We start from the raw sequence: 20,221 nt of genomic DNA on the forward strand, positions 1-20,221 counted from the left end.
TTCTTTTCTGTTTGCTCTTATTTTTCACACTTTCTGCGCTTCCAGAATTTGTGAAGGATAAGGGCTTTTTTCATTTCCATAATAAACCTCATAGGAGTTGCTATCATGTACTTTTTATTAAACCTTGTCGGTCTCATTGTGATTATGGCAGTTGTGTTCCTATGCTCCCCGCAGAAAAAGAAAATCCAGTGGCGTCCGATTATTACGTTAATTGTTTTGGAGCTTTTGATTACTTGGTTTATGCTGGGAACAAAAGTCGGCAGCTGGGCCATCGGACAAATTGGAAATTTCTTCACTTGGCTGATTGCTTGTGCCAGTGACGGGATCGCGTTTGCCTTCCCTTCTGTGATGGCAAATGAAACGGTAGACTTTTTCTTCAGCGCACTTCTTCCAATTATTTTCATCGTCACATTCTTTGACATTTTAACATATTTCGGCATTTTGCCATGGCTGATTGATAAAATCGGCTGGGTGATCTCAAAGGCTTCCCGCTTGCCGAAATTAGAAAGCTTTTTCTCTATTCAGATGATGTTCTTGGGAAATACAGAAGCTCTGGCAGTCATTCGCCAGCAGCTCACAGTATTAAACAACAACCGCCTGCTCACATTCGGCTTAATGAGCATGAGCAGCATCAGCGGCTCCATTATTGGATCTTACCTGTCAATGGTGCCGGCGACATACGTGTTTACAGCGATTCCTTTAAACTGCTTAAACGCGCTGATTATCGCAAACCTGCTGAATCCTGTCCATGTGCCGGAGGATGAAGACATCATTTATACGCCGCCTAAAGAAGAGAAGAAAGACTTTTTCTCTACGATTTCTAACAGTATGCTTGTCGGCATGAACATGGTGATCGTTATTTTGGCAATGGTGATTGGATATGTGGCGTTAACGTCAGCAGTCAATGGCATTCTTGGTGTTTTCGTACACGGCCTGACCATCCAGACGATTTTTGCTTATCTCTTCAGTCCGTTCGCATTTCTGCTTGGGCTGCCGGTACACGACGCGATGTATGTCGCTCAGCTGATGGGAATGAAATTGGCGACGAACGAGTTTGTTGCGATGCTTGACTTGAAAAACAATCTTAAAACACTGCCGCCTCACACAGTTGCGGTAGCGACGACATTCCTGACGTCATTTGCCAACTTTAGTACAGTCGGCATGATTTACGGAACGTATAACTCGATCCTTGACGGCGAAAAGTCAACCGTGATCGGGAGAAACGTGTGGAAGCTGCTCGTCAGCGGAATTGCGGTATCTTTACTAAGTGCTGCGATTGTCGGCCTGTTTGTGTGGTAGAAACATTGAGCCATATCCCTTTTAAGGATATGGCTCTTTTGATTATTGATAAATAGAGGAAGGCACCTGCACATCCCGGATTCCGGCTGCATATGGTCCTAAGTCATATTGGCCGAAGACGATGGCGATCCCGTTTTTCGTAAAGTAAAACGTTGTGTCTTGGTTAAGGGTAATATCTTCTTTCTTTACATCAGGGAAAAACAGCGTGTCATGTTTTTTGATATAGCTGTATAGGTAATCTTTCGTTTTGCTGACTTTTGTTTTGGTATTCAGAATCTGATTCAGTGTCACCCGCTTTTGTGTTTTCAAGTCATAGTTGAAGGACTGAACAGACGTTAAACCATGGGCGCCGCCTGAATAGATATAATTGAGCGTCTGAATGCTAAGCTTGCCCGCCGCATTATATTTGACGCTGAAAGATGTTTGATATTCCGCGTTGAATCCCTGCTGTTCGCCTGCTTTTTTGTTTTTCAGGTATTCCTGATACGATTGTTCAATATAGGCTTTCAGCTCTTGATTGATGTTCTTTTCAAACGCGGCATTCCCGATGTGATGCACCTGAGGATACTTTAATTCCTTGATCTTTTTGTACGTATGGCTGCTGACAGTCGGCGTTTTCGCTTGAACCGCTTGTAAAGATGGGGCCGCATATGCAAACACACTAAAAAGCAAAACAGCAGCAGCTACCGCGAATTTCATCATTTTGTTCCATTTCATACAATCTCCTCCTTTTTGATCTTCTTTGTTTATCATTCCCTTTTTTCTGCAACGCACACTTTTATAGACTGATGAAGTGAAAAGAAGTTTCTAGGTCTATCTGCTCGATTTTCCCCAATAAAAAAGAGACAATATATTGTCTCTTTTTTACTATTTACGCCCAGCAATCACTTCGTGAACCACTTGTGCCAAATCAATATTCCCAAACATCTCCAACACCGCGATGACGGTCTGGTCAGGTATGTGCTCTGACTCGTTCTTCGGCACGATCAGTTCTTCCACTGTTTTTTTCAGGCTTTCATTCAGCTTTTGCTGCGGATATGCTTTGGCATATAGCTCCAACGGATCAAGATCTTGGTTCACACACCATTGGGCGAACACTAATATCATCATATTTTCGTCGCGCTCGTAAGCCTCTGCGAGCTGTTTTTCGTTCATATGTCATGCTCCTTATGAAAAGTATCTTCCTCTAAGATACAGGAGCGAATCAAATTCGTCTATCCCAATGGCGGTGGGCGGCAACTGCTTCGATAAACGCTTTGCTGAAGCCGGTGTAATCATCTTCGTCTTTTGCTGTCACAACGCCCGGCCCCTCTGTTGTGCCGACAGCTGATTTGAGGAGGTCAACTCCTTCGTTTGCCGCGCCGACCGCCTTATAGTGATTGTAGGCTTCTCTGATAAACGCCATCGCTTGTTTATCTTCTTTTAATTCAGGTCCTCCTGCGGCATAAACCGCGTCATACAGAACAGAGTCTGTGGTCAGGAATGTGCCGCTGGCCTCAAGCTGCTGTCCGGCGCCGCTTGTGATGTACCCCAGCGTTTGACTGATGATATCCGCTGTGATCCCTTCTTGTTTTAAGGCGTCCAGCACTGTTTGCAGTTCTTTTTCATCAAAACCATTGCCGGCGAGAACCGCGACTTTTCTCGTTGACGCTGTTTTCACTGTACGGGCTTGGCTTAACGCAGGTGAGGTAAGGATTTCTTTTGATGCTTTGCGTTTCGCCGGCGGCGCCACACCTACTCCTTTGGCGATTTCTTCTGCCAGGACAGTATCTACGTTGCTGAAGACATCTACGACCTGCCGCTGCACATCTTTGCTTTTGACCTTCCCGACCTCGAAACAAAAGGCGGAAATGATGTGCTTTTTCTCAACCGGTGACATGCTGTTCCAGAACAGTTTTGCCTGCGAGTAGTAATTATTGAAACTGTCGCTCCGCTGGCGGATTTTTCTGCCTTCTACTTTCTCCTGATAGTGGACGTAACCGCCTTCTTCGGCTGACGCAGGAGACGGGTCATTGTTCTGCAGAGAGTTTTTATGATAAGCGACCGGCCCCTTATTGATGGTCATCCGGTGATAACCATCGTACTGGTTGTTATGAAACGGACATACCGGGCGGTTAATCGGAATCTCGTGGAAGTTCGGGCCGCCGAGACGGATCAGCTGTGTATCCGTATAAGAGAAAAGCCGTCCCTGCAGCAGCGGATCATTTGTGAAGTCGATGCCCGGCACAACATTTCCGGGGTGGAATGCGACTTGCTCAGTTTCAGCAAATACATTATCCTGATTGCGGTTCAGTGTCATTTTCCCAATGATCTTCACCGGCACAAGCTCTTCCGGCCAAAGCTTCGTCGGATCAAGAATATCAAAATCAAATTTGAATTCATCTTCTTCATCTATCATCTGCACGCCTAGCTCATATTCAACAACGTCGCCGTTTTCAATCGTTTCCCACAGGTCGCGGCGGTGGAAATCAGGGTCTTTTCCGGCAATTTTCTGCGCTTCATCCCATACGAGAGAATGTACGCCGAGCACCGGCTTCCAATGGAATTTCACGAAACGCGCCTTTCCTTGTTCGTTCACAAAACGGAACGTGTGAACGCCAAAGCCCTCCATCATCCGGTAGCTGCGGGGAATGCCTCTGTCAGACATCGTCCACATCACCATGTGAGCCGACTCTGGATTATTGGCGACAAAGTCCCAAAACGTATCATGAGCTGTCGCGGCCTGAGGCATTTCATTGTGCGGCTCAGGCTTAAACGCATGCACCAAATCCGGGAACTTGATCGCATCCTGAATAAAGAACACCGGAATATTATTGCCTACTAGATCATAGTTTCCTTCTTCGGTATAGAATTTCGTCGCAAAGCCTCTGGCGTCACGCACCGTGTCAGCGGAGCCTTTGGAGCCCGCAACTGTTGAAAACCGGACAAATACCGGTGTCTTCACCGAAGGGTCCTGAAGAAATTTCGCCCGGGTGAATTCTGTCATCGGCTCGTAAACCTGAAAAAAGCCATGCACGCCATACCCGCGCGCATGCACGATCCGTTCAGGGATTCTTTCATGGTCAAAATGGGTCATTTTCTCCCGAAAGTGAAAATCCTCCATCAACGTCGGGCCGCGAACTCCGGCTTTTAACGAATGTTCGTCCTCAGACACCCGTACGCCTTGGTTTGTCGTCATTTTCTTTCCGCTGTTATCGACCCTGTACTGTTCGAGCTGCTCGTCTTTTGAGTGTTCATTGACTCGTTTGTTTTGATCATCACTCATGTCTGCTCCCCCTTTTCCTATTCCAGATCTCAAAAATAAACATTCTACAGCACATTTACCCGTGGCGATCTGCATATAAACTGCTCATCTGCTCTCTAGGTTTTTAGGTCTACTTGTCAACATGAGGTCATAAATATTTGAAATAAGCCTTCTCGAAGGGTGGAAGCGCTTACTAAAATTGTGCTGTTGAATGGGGGAGGTCATATCGTGCTTGCCATACTTGGTTTTGTGATGATCATTGTCTTCATGTATCTTATTATGTCTAACCGGCTTTCCGCTCTTATTGCCTTGATTGTCGTTCCTGTTGTGTTTGCCCTGATCAGCGGATTCGGCAAAGACCTGGGCGATATGATGCTTCAGGGTGTAACAGGCCTCGCTCCGACAGGCATCATGCTGTTATTTGCGATCCTGTATTTCGGCATCATGATTGATTCAGGTTTGTTCGATCCGCTCATTTTCAAAATCTTATCCCTTGTCAAAGGAGATCCATTAAAAATCGCTGTCGGCACAGCGGTGCTGACGATGACCATTTCGCTGGACGGAGATGGGACAACAACGTACATGATTACCATTGCTGCGATGCTTCCGCTATACAAACGGCTCGGCATGAACCGGCTGGTGTTGGCGGGAATTGCAATGCTCGGGTCGGGAGTCATGAATATTATTCCGTGGGGAGGGCCGACTGCAAGGGTGTTGGCTTCGCTAAAATTGGACACGTCAGAAGTCTTCACTCCGCTGATTCCTGCTATGATCGCCGGCATTCTTTGGGTGCTTGCCGTAGCCTATATTCTAGGAAAAAAAGAACGGAAACGACTCGGCGTCATTTCAATTGAACACCAGCACGCGTCCGATCCGGATACAGCGCCGCTCAAACGCCCCGCTCTCCAGTGGTTTAACCTGCTGCTGACTGTCGTGCTGATGGCCGCTTTGATCACCAGCCTGCTCCCGCTTCCTGTTCTTTTTATGATTGCATTTGCTATCGCCTTGATGGTGAACTATCCGAATGTAAAAGAGCAGCAAAAGCGGATCTCAGCGCATGCAGGAAATGCGTTAAACGTTGTCTCCATGGTGTTTGCCGCCGGCATTTTCACAGGCATTTTGTCGGGCACAAAAATGGTAGACGCCATGGCGCATTCTCTCGTATCACTCATCCCTGACGCCATGGGCCCGCATCTGCCCTTGATTACAGCCATCGTCAGCATGCCATTTACCTTTTTTATGTCGAATGACGCCTTTTACTTCGGTGTTCTGCCGATCATCACAGAAGCCGCCGCTGCTTACGGAATAGATGCCGCAGAAATCGGCAGAGCCTCTTTGCTGGGTCAGCCTGTGCATTTGCTCAGTCCTCTCGTTCCCTCCACTTATTTATTGGTCGGAATGGCGGGCGTCAGCTTTGGCGACCATCAAAAATTCACGATCAAATGGGCCGTGGGAACAACCATTGTGATGACGATTGCGGCACTGCTGATTGGGATTATTTCGTTTTAACGTGAGAAAAGGATTTCCGCTGCCGGAAATCCTTTTTTGGTCATTTAATTGATATATTTTATGACAGGCAAGCTTTCAGCACCTGAAGCATAGTAGTAATTTAAAACACTGAAAAAGTCTATCGCTTTGCCGGTTTTCAGATCAACGATCAATATATGGTCCCCATAGTTCTGATCATCCGCATCCAGCCTTCTAGGTGTTTTTTTACCTAACGTATCAAGGAAAGAATCATCATAACCTACCCCGGTCTGATAAGCTGATACATGATGCATAAAAAGCGTGCCTGTGTCTAAGTAAACCATGATGGCTGAGCTTGAACTTGCATAACTCGAACGATAAGTGACAGGGTCAGAAATATTTTTAACCTTCACATCAGAAATGGAATGGGTGCGCTGATTATACCCGCCTCCATAGGAAAAATAATATTCTCTTTCCCAGTCTAATGAAGATGTTTTCGTATTAGAATTGTACAGCAGTGTACCATTAGCATAAACGGAACCGTCTCCATACTCAGCAACAAAGGCTTGTAAATTAGACGTTACCGATTTTACACTTGAATAATTTGAAGGGTTTTTCGCATTTAACTGAATGTTATATGAATCTCCCGTCGTTCCTTCAGAGTAAACCCGGATCATATAATCGCCAGCGGGAAGCTCTTTTAAAAGCACTAAGTTCCCTGCTGCCATTGATATATTAGACGGCTGGGCTTCTCCTGTATCCCAATTGACAACATACAATTTCAGATGGTAATCGCTGTTGTCTGAAAGAATTCTTGTGATAAGGGTTCGATCTGACGAAGTACTGAAAAAGTACATATCATCAGGATTATTTTCATCAAGGACAGAGGTTGTATTGAAAACCTGGTCATCGGAGTTGTACATGGAACTTGTTTTAAAAACATTCTCATTCGAAGGCTTCTTCACTTTCATCTTTTCTGTTTTATTGTCCGTTTTAAGGCTTACTTGCTTCGCTTGATTTAATGAAACACCCTCAGTTTCCTTTTGTTTTTTCAGTTTTTCCTGCTGCTCCATGATTGATTTATCTTTTAACACACTTTGCGCTGAGGCAGCATTTGAACTCATACATAAACTAAAAACAACAAGCAACACAGTACACAAAAAAGGCAGTGAAACAATTTTTTTGTTCTTCATATACAAACCCCTTTCCAATTTTATACTATACATATCGGCAAGGAGCTCGGATCATTTACATAAATATATTTATTTTCATAAATTGTTTATTTTTTCTATCGGTTCAATGCCCCGCCATTCGAAGCAATCAGCTCTTTATACCAATAAAAGCTTTTCTTGCGAATACGGCGTAGGTCTTTCAGGTCGAATTCATCCCGATTGACATAGATGAAGCCGTAGCGTTTAGAACAGCCCTGGTGAGTGGAAATTAAGTCAATCGCAGACCACGGTGAATAGCCGAATACGTCAACGCCGTCTGTAATCGCCCATTGAATTTGTTCAATGTGCTGCTTTACATAATCAATCCGGTAATCGTCATTAACCGTATCATTTTCTTCGAGTTGATCGAAAGCGCCTAGCCCGTTTTCTGTGATGATCAATGGCAGCTGGTAGCGGTCATAGATTTCACGAAGTGTGGAACGGAATCCAACCGGATCAATTTCCCAGCCGAAATCGTTTTTCTCCAGGTTCGGGTTGGCGCTGCCGCGGTAGACGCCGTCTTCCCCCGTTTTCAAATGCTGGTCTCCGCCGCGCGCTGCTTCGTCCGAGCCGTCGCCTTTGCTTGCTTCCGCCGTTTGAGACGTGTAGTAGTTAAATGCGATAAAATCAGGCTTCGCAGATCGCAGAATCTCCATATCACCATCTTCAATGACTGGCGTATAGCCTTTTTCTTTCATATATGCCCAAGCTGTCGTGTTATAACGCCCGTGAACCGCCATATCTAAATAGAGCCAGTTGCGGATTGCATTGTAGTTGAAGGCTGCGACAACATCTTCCGGTTTTGAAGATGCCGGGTAAATCAGCGCAATGTTTGGAGCTGGCCCGATCTTGGCTTCCGGCAGCATCTCATGGCATAGATTCATAGCCTTCGCCTGTGCCACCAGCATGTGGTGATTTTGCTGATACAGTTCTTTTTTCGGGTTTTTCAGATTCGGATCAAGTGTGCCCAGCGCACTTCCATGCAGGATCATCATGTTTTGTTCATTGATTGTCAGCCAGTACTTGACACGGTCACCGAAGTGTTCAAACAGCACCTTCGAATACCGTTCAAAAGCGTCAATTGCAGATCGCTTTGACCAGCCTCCTTTTTCCTGCAATGCATTCGGCAGATCAAAGTGATACATCGTAACGATCGGTTCAATCTTATATTTGAGCAGCTCATCAATCAGATTGCTGTAAAATTCAATCCCCTTTGGATTGATGTCTCCGTCGCCATCAGGAATAATGCGCGTCCAGGCGATAGAAAAACGGTATGCTTTAAAGCCCATTTCAGCAAACAGCGCAACGTCTTCTTTATAACGGTGATAATGATCGCTGGCTACCTTAAAATCAGTCGTTCCCTCAGGATAGCTGTCGCGGGCGTCAATCACTGAAGGTCCCTTTCCATCTTCGTTCCACGCGCCTTCAACCTGATAAGCAGAAGTTGATGCTCCCCACAAAAAGTTCTCCGGAAATGCCGCAAGTTTGTTATAGTTCATCGTCTGTTCCTCCAATGTTTTAGTTTAAAGAAAGAATTCTTTCTTCTGTTTTGACTTGCTTTTGATCAGTTTGAATGACGTCGGTATATTGATCTGTGTTTGTGATGATGATCGGCGTGTTCATATCAAACCCTGCCTTTATTAACTCCTCTAAATCAAATTCAGCCAGCAGATCGCCTTGTTTGACGGCTTGCCCCTGCACCACTTTAGGATAAAAGTGTTTTCCTTCCAGCTTCACCGTATCAAACCCGAGGTGAATCAGGATTTCTGTTTCCTGATGGGTGATCATGCCGAATGCATGGCCAGTCGGGAAAACAGTCGTTATCACGCCATCTGCCGGAGCCACCAGCCGGCCTTTCTCCGGCAAAATCGCAATCCCCTTTCCAAGCGTCTCCGATGCGAACACCTTATCCTTCACTTCCGCTAACGGAATCACGCTTCCTTCTAATGGACTGCTGATCTGCTCATAATGTGTGGCAGGTGCTGGCGGTTCCGTTTTGGCAGCTGCTTTTTCCGCGGGATCTTCAAATCCGACAATGTACGTTAGGATAATTGAGAGAATAAAAGATACCGAGATTCCCAAGATAAAGCCTGCAAACCCCTGTCCGTAGAAAATTGGGATGGTCAATAGACCCGGCGCACCTGAAGCGATGGCCACACTGTGAGCCTGCCCGATAATCGCCCCGCCAACAGCCGCACTGATGACACCGCATACAAAAGGTTTTTTCAGCCTGAGCGTCACCCCATAAACGGCAGGTTCCGTAATGCCGAAAATTCCGGTGACAGCGGCGGAGCCCGCAAGCGCCTTCAATTTTTTATTTTTCGTTTTTAACATGACCCCGATGGCGGCACCTGTTTGGGCAAACACAGCAGCTGCTGTAGCCGGTTTGATAGAATCCTGCCCGTTAACCGCGATATTGTTTAAAATAACCGGCACGATGCCCCAGTGAATGCCGAAGATGACAAGGATCTGCCAAAGGGCTGCGATCACGGCACCGGCCAGCATCGGATTAAAATTAAAGATCGCCAGAATCACAGCCGCGATGCCATTCCCGGCATTTACGCCAATCGGCCCGAACACGATTAATGTGAGCGGCACGACCGTCACTAAACAGATCAGCGGCGTGATGAAGGTTTTTACACTGTCATGAATCAGCCTGTTTAGAAACTTCTCCATGCAGCTCATCACGAAAATCGCCAGGATGATCGGTATAACGGTTGATGTGTAATTCATTAAAACAACAGGAATGCCAAAAAAATCGGTATCCGCATTGCCATTCTTCAGTTCAATAATGGTTGGATAGATGAGCGCCCCCGCAACCGTGACAGACACAAACACGTTTGCGCCGAATTTTCGGGCAGCTGTAATGGCAAGCAGCAATGGCAGAAAATAAAACAGGCTGTCCGCGGCGGCGTACAAAATCGTGTAAGTTGTATCATCAGTTTTGAGCCAGCCGGCATTTGTACAAATCATAAGCAAGCCCTTTAAAATTCCCGCTCCCGCCATCACGCCAAGCAAAGGCGTAAAAATGCTCGATACGATATCAACCAGCCGGCCGAACAGATTCCCTTTCTGAGCAGAACGCTCTGTTTGGTCATCCTGCAGTACACTTGATATCTTTCCAATCTCGCGATACACCTCGGAAACATGATTACCGATGACCACCTGAAACTGCCCGCCGCTTTCCACAACAGTCACGACATCGTCTAAAGCTTCTATTTTTTCTTTGTCTGCTTTTGAGCGATCGTCCAGCGTAAAACGCAAGCGCGTCGCACAATGTACAAGCGAACGCACATTTTCTTCCCCGCCGACCAATTGTAAAATGTCTCTGGCTGCTGCCTGAATCCCCATTTCCCCTCATCCCTTCCGCTGAAAAATAAAAAACCTAAACTACCCCTGCCACAATAGGAACAAGTAGTTTAGGTTTTGCCTGCTGACCAGTAACAATCCTATAAAACTTCATCATTCGATTTTTCTTCAATTTTGCTCCATCATCATCCCCTGAAAAAAATAAAAACCTAAATTACCACCAGCGCAGACAGAGATTCTCCGCACTCATCGTAATTTAGGTTTTGCCTGCTTATCAGTAACAATCCTAAAATCATAATATATTGATGTAAGAAGAAATTAACACACGAAAATAAAAATGTCAACGCTTTCATCATGTTTGTTTGACGACCCTTTCAATATGAATCGTTAAGTACAGCAGCTCGTCCCTGGTGAGTTTGTGTTCATATTCGTGTTCCATATACGCTTTGATTTTCTTCGTGCAGTCATACGCGCGATGATATTTTTCTTTCACCGTTTCCAGCAAAAAATCGTCCTGGCTTTCCAGGTAGGTTCCGTTAAAAAGACGCTGCGCGAAAAACTTCAGGTGAGTGACAAACCGGTAATAATGCAGCGATTCTTCATCAAATTCAATATTAAAATGATATTTTACAATACTTAAAATCTCTTGCATCACTTTTGTAATGTTCATGATATTGGGCATCTCTTCATTGAGTTCGGCATTCACGATATGGAGGGCAATAAAACCTGCTTCATCCTCCGGCAGGGAAACACCTGTCTTGTTTTTCACCATGTGCAGCGCTTCTTTGCCGATCGCAAACTCATCTTTGTACAGCCGTTTGGTTTCCCACAGCAAAGCATTTTTGATATCAAGGCCCTTTTTATTGCGCTGTATGGCAAAGTTAATATGATCGGTCAGCGACACGTAGATGCTGTCGTTCAGCTTTTTGCCAAGCTGTAATTTCGCATAGCTGATAATGTCCTCACACACTTCCATACACTCAAGCGGTATTTCATACAAAAGGGTTTTAAATTTCTCTGATACATCCTTGTTATCGAGAGTGAACACCTTCTCAATGCGTGCTTCATCGACCTCGTCGCCGGACTTTTTTTGGAACGCGAGCCCTCTGCCCATGATGACCAATTCGTTCCCTTGTTCATTGACCACACTGATCACGTTATTGTTGATCACCTTCGCAATCTTCATGACATGTCCCTCCAATCAGCTAAGAACAGACTACACCTTGATTGTACATTCTTTTTGTACTAGGTCAATATCTTCAGGGAAAGAGCAGCGATCGGTCAATATACTTCACTCAGCACCGTCTGCCCGCTCTGTTTCTGAAGCAGCGCCTCAAGATGGCGTTCAAAGGATTCCTTATCTGCCCCCTGCTTCTTGACTATGCCATTCATTAAGTTGATGCTCTCGGCATTATATTTCGTATATTGTTTTTTCAGCTGATCCAGCTGTTTTCTTGTTTGTTTAGCGTTTTTCGGTGTGACCTGATTGATGAGCGCGATCATGCTGCCGGTAATCTCAAAAAAGGTGTCTCTATTGTCTTTAAGCTGTTGATTCTCATTGCGGCTCTTTTCTTGATTGCGGGTTTTTTGAAGCATTGCGAATGCCTCGCTGTTTTGTTTTTTGAGCCGGCCGTTTTCGAGTTTAATTGATTCAAGATTTTTCTTCGCTATATCTGCTTCCTCTTCTGTCATGCTGCTGTGAATGAAATATTCAGGGTTGCCGATCCCATAATCAAACGTCTCGCTTACGTGTACCATAGAACTGAAAACAACCGCCAGCTGCATATCGTTTGATAGGGTCTGAAAGTCTTGCTTTTTCTTGCTGCCTAGTGATTTTATCATGCTTTGTTTGATCGTCTTTTGATCATGATGGGCGGCGTTCTGAACATTGCTTTCGCTTTCACATGCGCTCATCGCAAGAACAGCGACCAGCAGGCTTATCAACAAGCCTATTCGCCTCATGCTCTGTCTCCTCTCTGCTGAAACTCTTCTGGAAAATGCGGCAAAATATAGTTAAATCGTACCAGATATATGATGTGCCAGCAATAAACCAAAAGTATTATTTGACCTTTATAGAACATAAACATTTTGTAAAAATTGACCGCGGTTCCATCCTTTTCTATGCGGTTTCTCGTACAATAGAAGTATCGTTACTGGGGAGGGGCTCTGCAGATGAAACGTTTTACGAAACAAGAAAACAGCTGGGTTGTATATGACTGGGCAAACTCTGCTTATTCCATTGTCATCACAACCGCGGTATTTCCGTTGTTTTATAAATCAGCCGCTGCGGAAGGCGGTGTCAGCGCTGCTCAATCAACTGCTTATTTAGGTTATACGATAGCGATTTCTACCTTTATTCTCGCCATGCTCGGCCCGATTTTAGGAACCATCGCCGACTATGAAGGCTGCAAAAAAAAGTTCTTCGGCTTCTTTGTGTCAGCGGGTGTCGCCAGCACCGCGGCGCTTGCCTTTATTCCAAGTGAACATTGGCTGCTTTTGCTGCTGTTCTACACCATATCGGCTGTCGGTTTTTCCGGCGCCAATGTATTCTACGACGCCTTCCTCGTTGACGTCACGCCTGAGGAGCGAATGAATCTCGTCTCCGCCCGCGGCTTTGGCTTAGGCTATATCGGCAGCACGATCCCATTTATCCTCAGCATCGCCGTCATCCTGCTCGCACAGGCAGAAACGATTCCGATGTCTGTGTCTGGCGCAAGCCAGCTGTCCTTTTTTATAACGGCCGCTTGGTGGGGGCTGTTTACCATTCCGATGCTGAAACACGTTCATCAGCGCTATTACATCAAAAGAGAACCCCGCATCATAGCCAACAGCTTTAAACGCCTCGGACAAACGATGAAACGGATCCGGCAGTACCGGGCGCTGTTCCTCTTTCTGCTCGCTTATTTCTTTTATATCGATGGAGTCGGCACCATTATTACGATGTCGACCTCCTACGGGTCAGATTTGGGCATCAGCTCCACAAGTCTCCTGATCATCCTGTTTGTCACTCAGGTCGTCGCCGCGCCGTTTGCCATTTTATACGGAAGACTGGCGGAGCGCTTCACGGGGAAAACAATGCTGTACGTTGGCATCGTCATGTATATGATTGTCTGCGTATATGCGTATTTTCTGGAAACGACGCTTGATTTCTGGATTCTAGCCATGCTTGTCGCCACCTCGCAGGGCGGCATTCAAGCATTAAGCCGCTCCTATTTCGCCAAGCTCGTCCCGAAACACCATGCAAATGAATTCTTCGGCTTCTACAACATTTTCGGAAAATTCGCCTCGATTATGGGGCCGCTGCTCATCGCCGTTACCGCCCAGCTTACCGGAAAATCATCGACCGCGGTGTTCAGCCTGATCATTTTGTTTGTGATCGGCATTGTGGTTCTTGCCTTTGTGCCGGAAGAAAACAGCACCAATGTCAGCCATCACGAAAATGACCTGCCCCTTTGACTGGAGCAGGCCGTTTTTTTATTTATTCGCTTTATTCACCTTAAGCTTTTTCCCTTTGACGGTTGTATTCTTCATGGCTTTGAGAACATGAGGGCCTTTTCCGTTTAAAATTTCCACGTACGAGGCGTTATCCATGATCGTAATGATGCCAATGTCATCAGCAGAAACCCCGTCGATTTTAGCGATCGTTCCGACAAAATCAACGGCTCTGATTTTCTTTTTCTTTCCGCCGTTAAAATACAGCTTCATAATGTCTTTATTCAGCTCTTCGCTCTTGTCTTTTTTGATCGCCGGACGGTCTTTCAGTTTAGCGAGAAAATCCGGTTTCTTTTTTGCGACATCCTCTCGGGATGGGGCTTCTAATTTCTGAATCCCAAATCCGATATAGTCTTCTATTTCATTCAGGAACCGCTTTTCAAACGGTGCCACAAATGAAATCGCTTTTCCCTGATTTCCGGCTCGCCCTGTCCGTCCTGTACGGTGTACGTAGCTTTCTTTCTCAAGTGGCAAATCATAGTTGATGACAAGGGCGATATTTTCGATATCAATCCCCCGCGCGGCGACGTCTGTCGCGACTAAATAACGGTACTCGCCTCTTTTAAATTCATTCATGACGTCAAAGCGGTCTTCCTGAATCATCCCGCCGTGAATTTTATCGCATGGATATCCTAAGTCATCCAATTCATCGGTCAGCTGATTCACATGCTCTTTCGTCCGGCAGAAAATGATGCAGCTGTCCGGGTTCTCAGTAATGAGTACATCCTTCAGCAAAGAAAATTTGTGCTCTTCTCTGACTTGAATCACCGCATGTTCAATATTCCTTGTGGTAAGGCCGGCCGCTTTGATTTCGATATGCTCCGGATTTTGCATATATTGACGGCTCAGCTTCTCGATATCCTCCGGCAGCGTAGCTGAAAACAGCATCGTCGTACGCTCAGTCGGCAGATGCTTGATAATCGCCTCCACCTGATCGATGAAGCCCATATTCAGCATCTCATCCGCTTCATCAATGACCAGATAAGATAGGCGATCCAGCGGCAGCGTTCCTTTTTCAATATGATCTAGAACGCGGCCCGGTGTGCCGACAACGATATGGCTTTTTTGCTTCAGCTCGGCTTTTTGTTTATCAAAAGATGATTTTCCAAATACAGCTGTCGCTTTGATTCGTTTAAATCTTCCGATGTTCGTGATATCCTCTTTTACTTGCACGGCAAGCTCACGGGTCGGCGTCAGCACCAGTGCCTGCGGTTTGTTTTCATCCCAATCCGCCAGCTCGCAGAGAGGAATGCCAAACGCAGCCGTTTTCCCGCTTCCCGTCTGTGATTTGACGACAAGATCTTTTCGTTCAAGAGCTGCCGGAATCACGTTTCGCTGCACCTCGGTCGGTTCTGTATACCCCAGTCCTTCCAATGCTCGTAAAATGTCTTGACTGATTTGATAGTTTTTAAAATGACTCATGTATAAACTCCTGTCTCTTGCAGATGTTCTCATTATACTCTAATTAACGGCGGCGTATGTGTTTTGCTGAAAAATGACGTTTTAGAAGCCATCAATTCCCTGTCTTTTTAGTTCCTGAACGGCCAATCGCGCCAGTGCATCGGCCCCCGATCGGTTCGGATGAAGCGTATCGCCATCCATATAAAGCGCGAGCGTTTTTTCCGGACCGATCGATGTAAAGTAAGATGAACTGAGGACATTCAGGTCAATAAGCCTTGTTTTTTCTTCTTCGGCCAAAGCCAAAATAGAAGCCCTGTACCATCGGTTTACAGAGGAATGGATGCCTTCAGAAGTAAAGTCTGTCGCCCGGCCTTGCGGTGTTGAAAGAATCACGTCCGCGCCCTTCGCTTTCACCTGGCGGATCATATCACGCATGATGTCCTTAAACTCAGCTTCAGATTCATTATGCTTCGGGTTTGTATCGTTAATGCCGAGCTGCAAAATAAAGTAATCTCCCGGTTTCATGTACTTCAAGATCGCCTCAAGCTGTCCGTCATTTCGAAACCCTCTCGCAATCTGCCCGCCTGACGCCATGTTTCTCACTTGAAAGGTATGCTTGTCGACATAGTGAGGCAGCATTTGCCCCCAGCCCGCCTGCTTGCTGCTGTTGAGCGGATAATAATTGCACACCGTCGAATCGCCGCCGACATAGATCGTTCGGTTTGTCACCGGCTGATCAGACAATTTCTTGATCTTCAAGGCGCTGAGCGTAAAAGCCGTACCCGCCTTGCCTTCAGTCACCAGCAGATTCAGCTGCCCGTCGGTGACAGGAATTTGGAACGTATCCTCCGCACCGCCTCCCGTCATATTGATGACCTGATACACGCCTTCCGCCGCCACGCTTGCCCTCGCCGTATTGCCCAGCGTCACCTTCACCTCATACAGGCCATTCGGAAGATCCACATTAAACGTGTTATCGCTTTTCGTCCCATACGCCAAAAATTGAACCGCATCACTTTTCACGCCCGTCCCGGATGCCGCCACATCCTTCATATGTTCCGGCGTTTGAAAACCGTAGCCCTTTGACGGGTTATAACGGTCAGACGCCCTGACACCAATGTAATCAGGCTCAGCCGAACCGCTCCCAAAGTCAAACTGATACACCTTCGGCTCAGACGCCTTCAAACTCTCCGCCCCGCTGAAACACAACATCAACATCATCACAAAACCCGCCGTTATCCATTTTTTCATGAAGAATCCCCCTCTATGAAAACGCATTCATTAATGCATACTCGGTGATTGTTTCTTTATGATGACTGAACGCAGAAAAAAATTGCATTGACAAAAGAAAAGGAAGATTTTATTATATCAATAAATGATATATCATTTATTGATATAAGAAATGAGGTGACCGCTTGCCAAAGCAACGTCCGCAGGAAATGGATCAGCTTACCGATCCAGCCTATTATATTGTCTTAACCTTGCTGGAGCCAAAACACGGATATTCGATCATGCAGGAGATTGAGGACATGACCGATGACTCCTTTACGATCGGCCCAGCTACCTTATATACATTGTTAAAGAAATTATTGCAGGAAGAGATCATTGAGCTTGTCAACAATGACAACCCGCGCCGCAAAGTGTACCAGACAACCCTGCACGGCCAAGCATTACTCAAAAAAGAAATGCAGCGCAGAAAAGTGATGGCTGAACACGGCGAACGCGCTTTTCAACAATTGAAAGGGGATTCATCATGAAACAGAAAAAATATATGATGTCCGAAGGCTTGGCTTTTTCAGAAGAAAAAGATATGAAGAAACTCAGCGATATGGCCAGCAAAGGCTGGTTGCTCGATTCATTTGCGGTTATGGGGTATAAGCTTAGAAAAGCTGAGCCGCGGAAGTTGATCTACAGTATTGATTATCATGATGTTGGGGAAGAAAGCTTGGCGGAATACACCGAGATGTTTGAAGCGGCTGGATGGGAACGTGTTTGCTCTTCACAAGGTATGCATATCTTTTCGGCTGAGTCTGGGACTTCGCCGATATACAGTGATCAATCCACCATGAGAGAGAAATATAAAAGAAGCGAAAAAGACGTTCGAAACGTCACCTGCACCTTGACTTTCCTGACTCTCTTGTCAATTGCACTCCATTATTTGACCGGATTAACAAATTGGGTGCCTGTGGCTTTTCTGGTTGTGACTTTTCCGTTTCTCGTGACATATGCGGCAACAAAAGCAAGAACGCTTGGAAAGTGGGGAAAATCAGTGTGACTTCTTGTCACACTTGATTACATCCCACCCTCCGCAATAGAAACTCATTTGGTTTTCTTGATCATACACATAATAACGGAGCCTTTCCCATTGATCATCAGTCGGTAAAATCTCCAATTCAATCGAATCGATGGATTCAAGATCATCCAGCTTCGATGCACTGATGTCTTCAAACCGTAAATGAATGTCACTGGTTTGAGCAGATAGTTTTAATTCAAACACAGGTATATGAATATAACGATCATCTTCTTTCATAACACATCATGCTAATGGATATCCTGCTTATAAACACCAGAAGAAGTCACTGCGTAAACAGCGTTACTTGTCAGTTTCAGCTGTTGAACGTCTAGGGCTTCACTTTTCGAGTCACAGCATGTTATCTCTTCCATCTCTTGACTCACATCGGTAGAAATCAAATAAAGAGACGGCTTAAGGTCTGCTCTGTAACAGTTGACCGTCCCGATCCAAAAACCTTCTTTAGTTACTGTGAGCTGATCAAACGCTTCTGATTTAGGTACTTCATCCGACAGAATCCACACCCGTCTCACAACCTTTTCATCAAATGCAGCGACTGCATCTCCGTAATACAGCATATAAATCAATCCGTTTTTTTCTGCAAGCCCATAACATTCATCTACAGCCGGTGCATCCATTTCTTCAAGCTTTCTATCAATATACATTTCCTTCTGCTTACCATCTAACGTAAAACACCACACACTATCACCCTTGGGATTTTCATCATGATAAATACCTTCATCACATAAACCGACCCAAAGGTGTTGCTTCTCATCAAGAAGACAGCAGGAGACCCCTGAAGGCAAACAAAAAGCACTTCTCACTCTTCCCTCTTCTGAAAAAACCTTTACTTTCGGCTCATACGATTCGTAATAAACGAAGACATAGCCATTTGCACATTGTTGAAATAAATGAATATCGCTGTATGCCATCTGCTCTTTCACTTTAAAATCCCGAACTTCACCAGAAGGATCATAGATTGAAACAGTGATATCACCTTTCTCACCTTTTCCAATGTAAACACGCCCCTGTGCATCGGCATGGAAAAAATAATCTTGGATGTCCGTGTTGATGATTTTATTCATTTTTATTTTTTTCATTGGTTATACTCCCAAGTTAGAAATTCTTTTACTCGTTAACCTTATACGCATGAAATTGTTTTGAATCAAAAGAAACAAACTCAGCCTCTACGGATATCAATCTTCTGTTTATGTCAATGAGAAAATTAGCATTTGATTGATACTCTGGTATCATAAGATTTGATAGGTTTCCGATTCCTTCCGGGTGATAACTAATCTCAAATATTTGCCAATTGTATTCTTCTGGAACAATTTTCTCCAATCTGATATCACCGTCACCTGCATTAAAATAAACAGAAGCTACATTTTGAAAGAGAATGTTATGAGTATATTTATTATTGTTTTCAAAAACTTGAATATCGAGTGAGAGTTCTTTTTTAAAGAACTGATAATCGACCTTTAAAACATTGCAACCCCCGTCAATGTAATCTATCCATTGTTCAATTGTTTTGTACATTCTTCCTCTCCTGACTAATCTCTGTTTATATACCAACAAATCCTTATATAAAAGGGGCTTGATGATAATCATAAATTCTCCAAATTTAAAAAAAGCAAGCCTGTACTTAATTAATTAGTACAGGCTATATTGTTCACACCTTTATTTATACATATAAAAATCAATAAATTTATTAAGTTTATTTCTAAATGATGTGATTTCCTCATTATAGAGATGCAACTCTTTGAAAATTTCCTCCTCATAGTCAATTTCAACGTATATAAATTTCATTGTTAAATGGTTATGTTGATTATTAATATTTAATCTAAGTCTTCCATCCAAAGAAACTAATTCTTTTTTTGAAGTGCTATAGATAAATTCCAGCCAATCTTTGAAGAACCTAAGATTTAACTCAATTTCCTTTATCTCAACTAAAAGGTTTTCTTCTGATATTGTTAAGTAACTTATAAAATGGTATCCTCCATCAAATTCATCTGATTGATCGACCTGTAAAATTCTAAATTCAATTTTAGAAAAATTATTATTGGTAGTGAGACTGTTCAATATATCCCTCCTTAAAAAACAGATAGAAAGTCGTTAATATTATTTTTTAATAGATTTACCAAATAAGAATCTGCCTTTTGTTTAAAATTAAGAACAGATAACCTATTACCTAGAATCCCTTCTAAAATGATTTCGATTTCAAAAGATTCATTCAAATCTTTAACTGAAATTGTAAAGTTTTCTTTTTCATCTTTTAAAATACAATTATTAATCTTCCCATTTAATAACTCCACTAGATCATTTTCAAATATTTTCAAAACAGATTGAGTGTAACAAATATTTTCAAGGAGTAAACATATATTTAGAGAGTTATATTTTATTTCGCAGATAAATTTGGTATTTTCCCTCTTTTCATTAAAATCTTTTAATTCAATAGAGAGTTTGTAAGGCTCCATCTCGATTAAAAGCAAATTCAAAATAACAATCCCC

At 44.3% G+C, this 20,221-nt stretch carries 19 protein-coding genes and 2 pseudogenes; 5 read left to right on the forward strand and 16 right to left on the reverse strand.

Translation table 11 applies throughout. The features are described 5' to 3' along the window. Nucleotides 1-105 precede the first annotated feature (105 nt). The gene (locus tag WA325_RS09045) at nucleotides 106-1,299 is read left to right on the forward strand and encodes a NupC/NupG family nucleoside CNT transporter (protein ID WP_044160027.1); all 1,194 of its coding nucleotides are present in this window, start codon (nucleotides 106-108) and stop codon (nucleotides 1,297-1,299) included. Nucleotides 1,300-1,341: 42 nt separating this feature from the next. Here the strand turns inward: WA325_RS09045 and WA325_RS09050 are convergent, their stop codons facing one another. From WA325_RS09050 to WA325_RS09060, 3 genes are all read right to left on the reverse strand, one after another. Further along, on the reverse strand, nucleotides 1,342-2,016 hold the full coding sequence (locus WA325_RS09050) for a DUF3298 and DUF4163 domain-containing protein (protein WP_105991012.1): 675 nt from the start codon (nucleotides 2,014-2,016) through the stop codon (nucleotides 1,342-1,344). A 150-nt stretch (nucleotides 2,017-2,166) separates the two neighbouring features. Next, a complete protein-coding gene (locus WA325_RS09055) occupies nucleotides 2,167-2,454 on the reverse strand; it encodes a hypothetical protein (RefSeq protein WP_336183490.1) in 288 nt (95 codons plus the stop codon). A gap of 49 nt (nucleotides 2,455-2,503) precedes the next feature. Further along, complete coding sequence (locus WA325_RS09060; protein ID WP_326138923.1) at nucleotides 2,504-4,564, reverse strand: catalase; 2,061 nt, start codon at nucleotides 4,562-4,564, stop codon at nucleotides 2,504-2,506. A gap of 207 nt (nucleotides 4,565-4,771) precedes the next feature. Here WA325_RS09060 and citH point away from each other — a divergent pair, with 207 nt between their 5' ends. Beyond that, nucleotides 4,772-6,052 (forward strand): citrate transporter CitH, encoded by a 1,281-nt coding sequence (citH, locus tag WA325_RS09065; protein WP_336183491.1) that lies wholly within the window; start codon nucleotides 4,772-4,774, stop codon nucleotides 6,050-6,052. 44 nt (nucleotides 6,053-6,096) lie between these two features. Here the strand turns inward: citH and WA325_RS09070 are convergent, their stop codons facing one another. From WA325_RS09070 to WA325_RS09090, 5 genes are all read right to left on the reverse strand, one after another. Beyond that, nucleotides 6,097-7,203 (reverse strand): hypothetical protein, encoded by a 1,107-nt coding sequence (locus WA325_RS09070; RefSeq protein ID WP_202853301.1) that lies wholly within the window; start codon nucleotides 7,201-7,203, stop codon nucleotides 6,097-6,099. Nucleotides 7,204-7,298: 95 nt separating this feature from the next. Continuing rightward, complete coding sequence (locus tag WA325_RS09075) at nucleotides 7,299-8,720, reverse strand: glycoside hydrolase family 1 protein (RefSeq protein ID WP_336183492.1); 1,422 nt, start codon at nucleotides 8,718-8,720, stop codon at nucleotides 7,299-7,301. 19 nt (nucleotides 8,721-8,739) lie between these two features. Continuing rightward, complete coding sequence (locus WA325_RS09080; protein WP_336183493.1) at nucleotides 8,740-10,572, reverse strand: beta-glucoside-specific PTS transporter subunit IIABC; 1,833 nt, start codon at nucleotides 10,570-10,572, stop codon at nucleotides 8,740-8,742. 310 nt (nucleotides 10,573-10,882) lie between these two features. Next, a complete protein-coding gene (licT, locus tag WA325_RS09085; protein WP_202853304.1) occupies nucleotides 10,883-11,716 on the reverse strand; it encodes a BglG family transcription antiterminator LicT in 834 nt (277 codons plus the stop codon). Nucleotides 11,717-11,811: 95 nt separating this feature from the next. After that, complete coding sequence (locus WA325_RS09090) at nucleotides 11,812-12,492, reverse strand: hypothetical protein (RefSeq protein ID WP_336183494.1); 681 nt, start codon at nucleotides 12,490-12,492, stop codon at nucleotides 11,812-11,814. Nucleotides 12,493-12,702: 210 nt separating this feature from the next. On the opposite strand from WA325_RS09090, the gene WA325_RS09095 reads away from it, so the two are divergent. Next, the gene (locus WA325_RS09095; protein WP_227598510.1) at nucleotides 12,703-13,986 is read left to right on the forward strand and encodes an MFS transporter; all 1,284 of its coding nucleotides are present in this window, start codon (nucleotides 12,703-12,705) and stop codon (nucleotides 13,984-13,986) included. 18 nt (nucleotides 13,987-14,004) lie between these two features. On the opposite strand, the gene WA325_RS09100 is transcribed toward WA325_RS09095, so the two are convergent. Further along, entirely contained in the window at nucleotides 14,005-15,444 is a 1,440-nt protein-coding gene (locus WA325_RS09100) for a DEAD/DEAH box helicase (RefSeq protein ID WP_336183495.1), read from the reverse strand. An 81-nt stretch (nucleotides 15,445-15,525) separates the two neighbouring features. Continuing rightward, nucleotides 15,526-16,674 (reverse strand): rhamnogalacturonan acetylesterase, encoded by a 1,149-nt coding sequence (locus WA325_RS09105; RefSeq protein ID WP_336183496.1) that lies wholly within the window; start codon nucleotides 16,672-16,674, stop codon nucleotides 15,526-15,528. Nucleotides 16,675-16,838: 164 nt separating this feature from the next. Between WA325_RS09105 and WA325_RS09110 the strand changes: the two genes are divergently transcribed. Both WA325_RS09110 and WA325_RS09115 read left to right on the forward strand, forming a co-directional pair. Next, on the forward strand, nucleotides 16,839-17,180 hold the full coding sequence (locus WA325_RS09110) for a PadR family transcriptional regulator (RefSeq protein WP_336183497.1): 342 nt from the start codon (nucleotides 16,839-16,841) through the stop codon (nucleotides 17,178-17,180). Continuing rightward, complete coding sequence (locus WA325_RS09115; protein WP_336183498.1) at nucleotides 17,177-17,698, forward strand: DUF2812 domain-containing protein; 522 nt, start codon at nucleotides 17,177-17,179, stop codon at nucleotides 17,696-17,698. The genes WA325_RS09110 and WA325_RS09115 overlap by 4 nt, the downstream gene beginning before the upstream one ends. Here WA325_RS09115 and WA325_RS09120 read toward each other — a convergent pair. The 6 genes and pseudogenes from WA325_RS09120 to WA325_RS09145 form a co-directional block, all read right to left on the reverse strand. Then, nucleotides 17,690-17,953 (reverse strand): annotated as a pseudogene (locus tag WA325_RS09120) (hypothetical protein); the annotation flags it as partial. The gene WA325_RS09115 and the pseudogene WA325_RS09120 overlap by 9 nt on opposite strands. 11 nt (nucleotides 17,954-17,964) lie before the next feature. Further along, nucleotides 17,965-18,414 carry a hypothetical protein gene (locus tag WA325_RS09125; protein WP_336183580.1) on the reverse strand — a complete coding sequence of 150 codons (450 nt, stop codon included), beginning with the start codon at nucleotides 18,412-18,414 and terminating at the stop codon, nucleotides 17,965-17,967. A 72-nt stretch (nucleotides 18,415-18,486) separates the two neighbouring features. Beyond that, nucleotides 18,487-18,813, reverse strand: a pseudogene (locus WA325_RS09130) (DNA-binding protein); the annotation flags it as partial. A 28-nt stretch (nucleotides 18,814-18,841) separates the two neighbouring features. Continuing rightward, entirely contained in the window at nucleotides 18,842-19,249 is a 408-nt protein-coding gene (locus tag WA325_RS09135) for a YxiG family protein (protein WP_336183499.1), read from the reverse strand. Between the two features lie 141 nt (nucleotides 19,250-19,390). After that, the gene (locus WA325_RS09140) at nucleotides 19,391-19,792 is read right to left on the reverse strand and encodes a hypothetical protein (RefSeq protein ID WP_336183500.1); all 402 of its coding nucleotides are present in this window, start codon (nucleotides 19,790-19,792) and stop codon (nucleotides 19,391-19,393) included. An 11-nt stretch (nucleotides 19,793-19,803) separates the two neighbouring features. Continuing rightward, nucleotides 19,804-20,208 carry a hypothetical protein gene (locus tag WA325_RS09145; protein ID WP_336183501.1) on the reverse strand — a complete coding sequence of 135 codons (405 nt, stop codon included), beginning with the start codon at nucleotides 20,206-20,208 and terminating at the stop codon, nucleotides 19,804-19,806. Between the last annotated feature and the right edge of the window lie 13 nt (nucleotides 20,209-20,221).

The sequence above is a fragment of the Bacillus sp. 205(2023) genome (genome assembly GCF_037027485.1).
Lineage (GTDB): Bacteria > Bacillota > Bacilli > Bacillales > Bacillaceae > Bacillus > Bacillus halotolerans.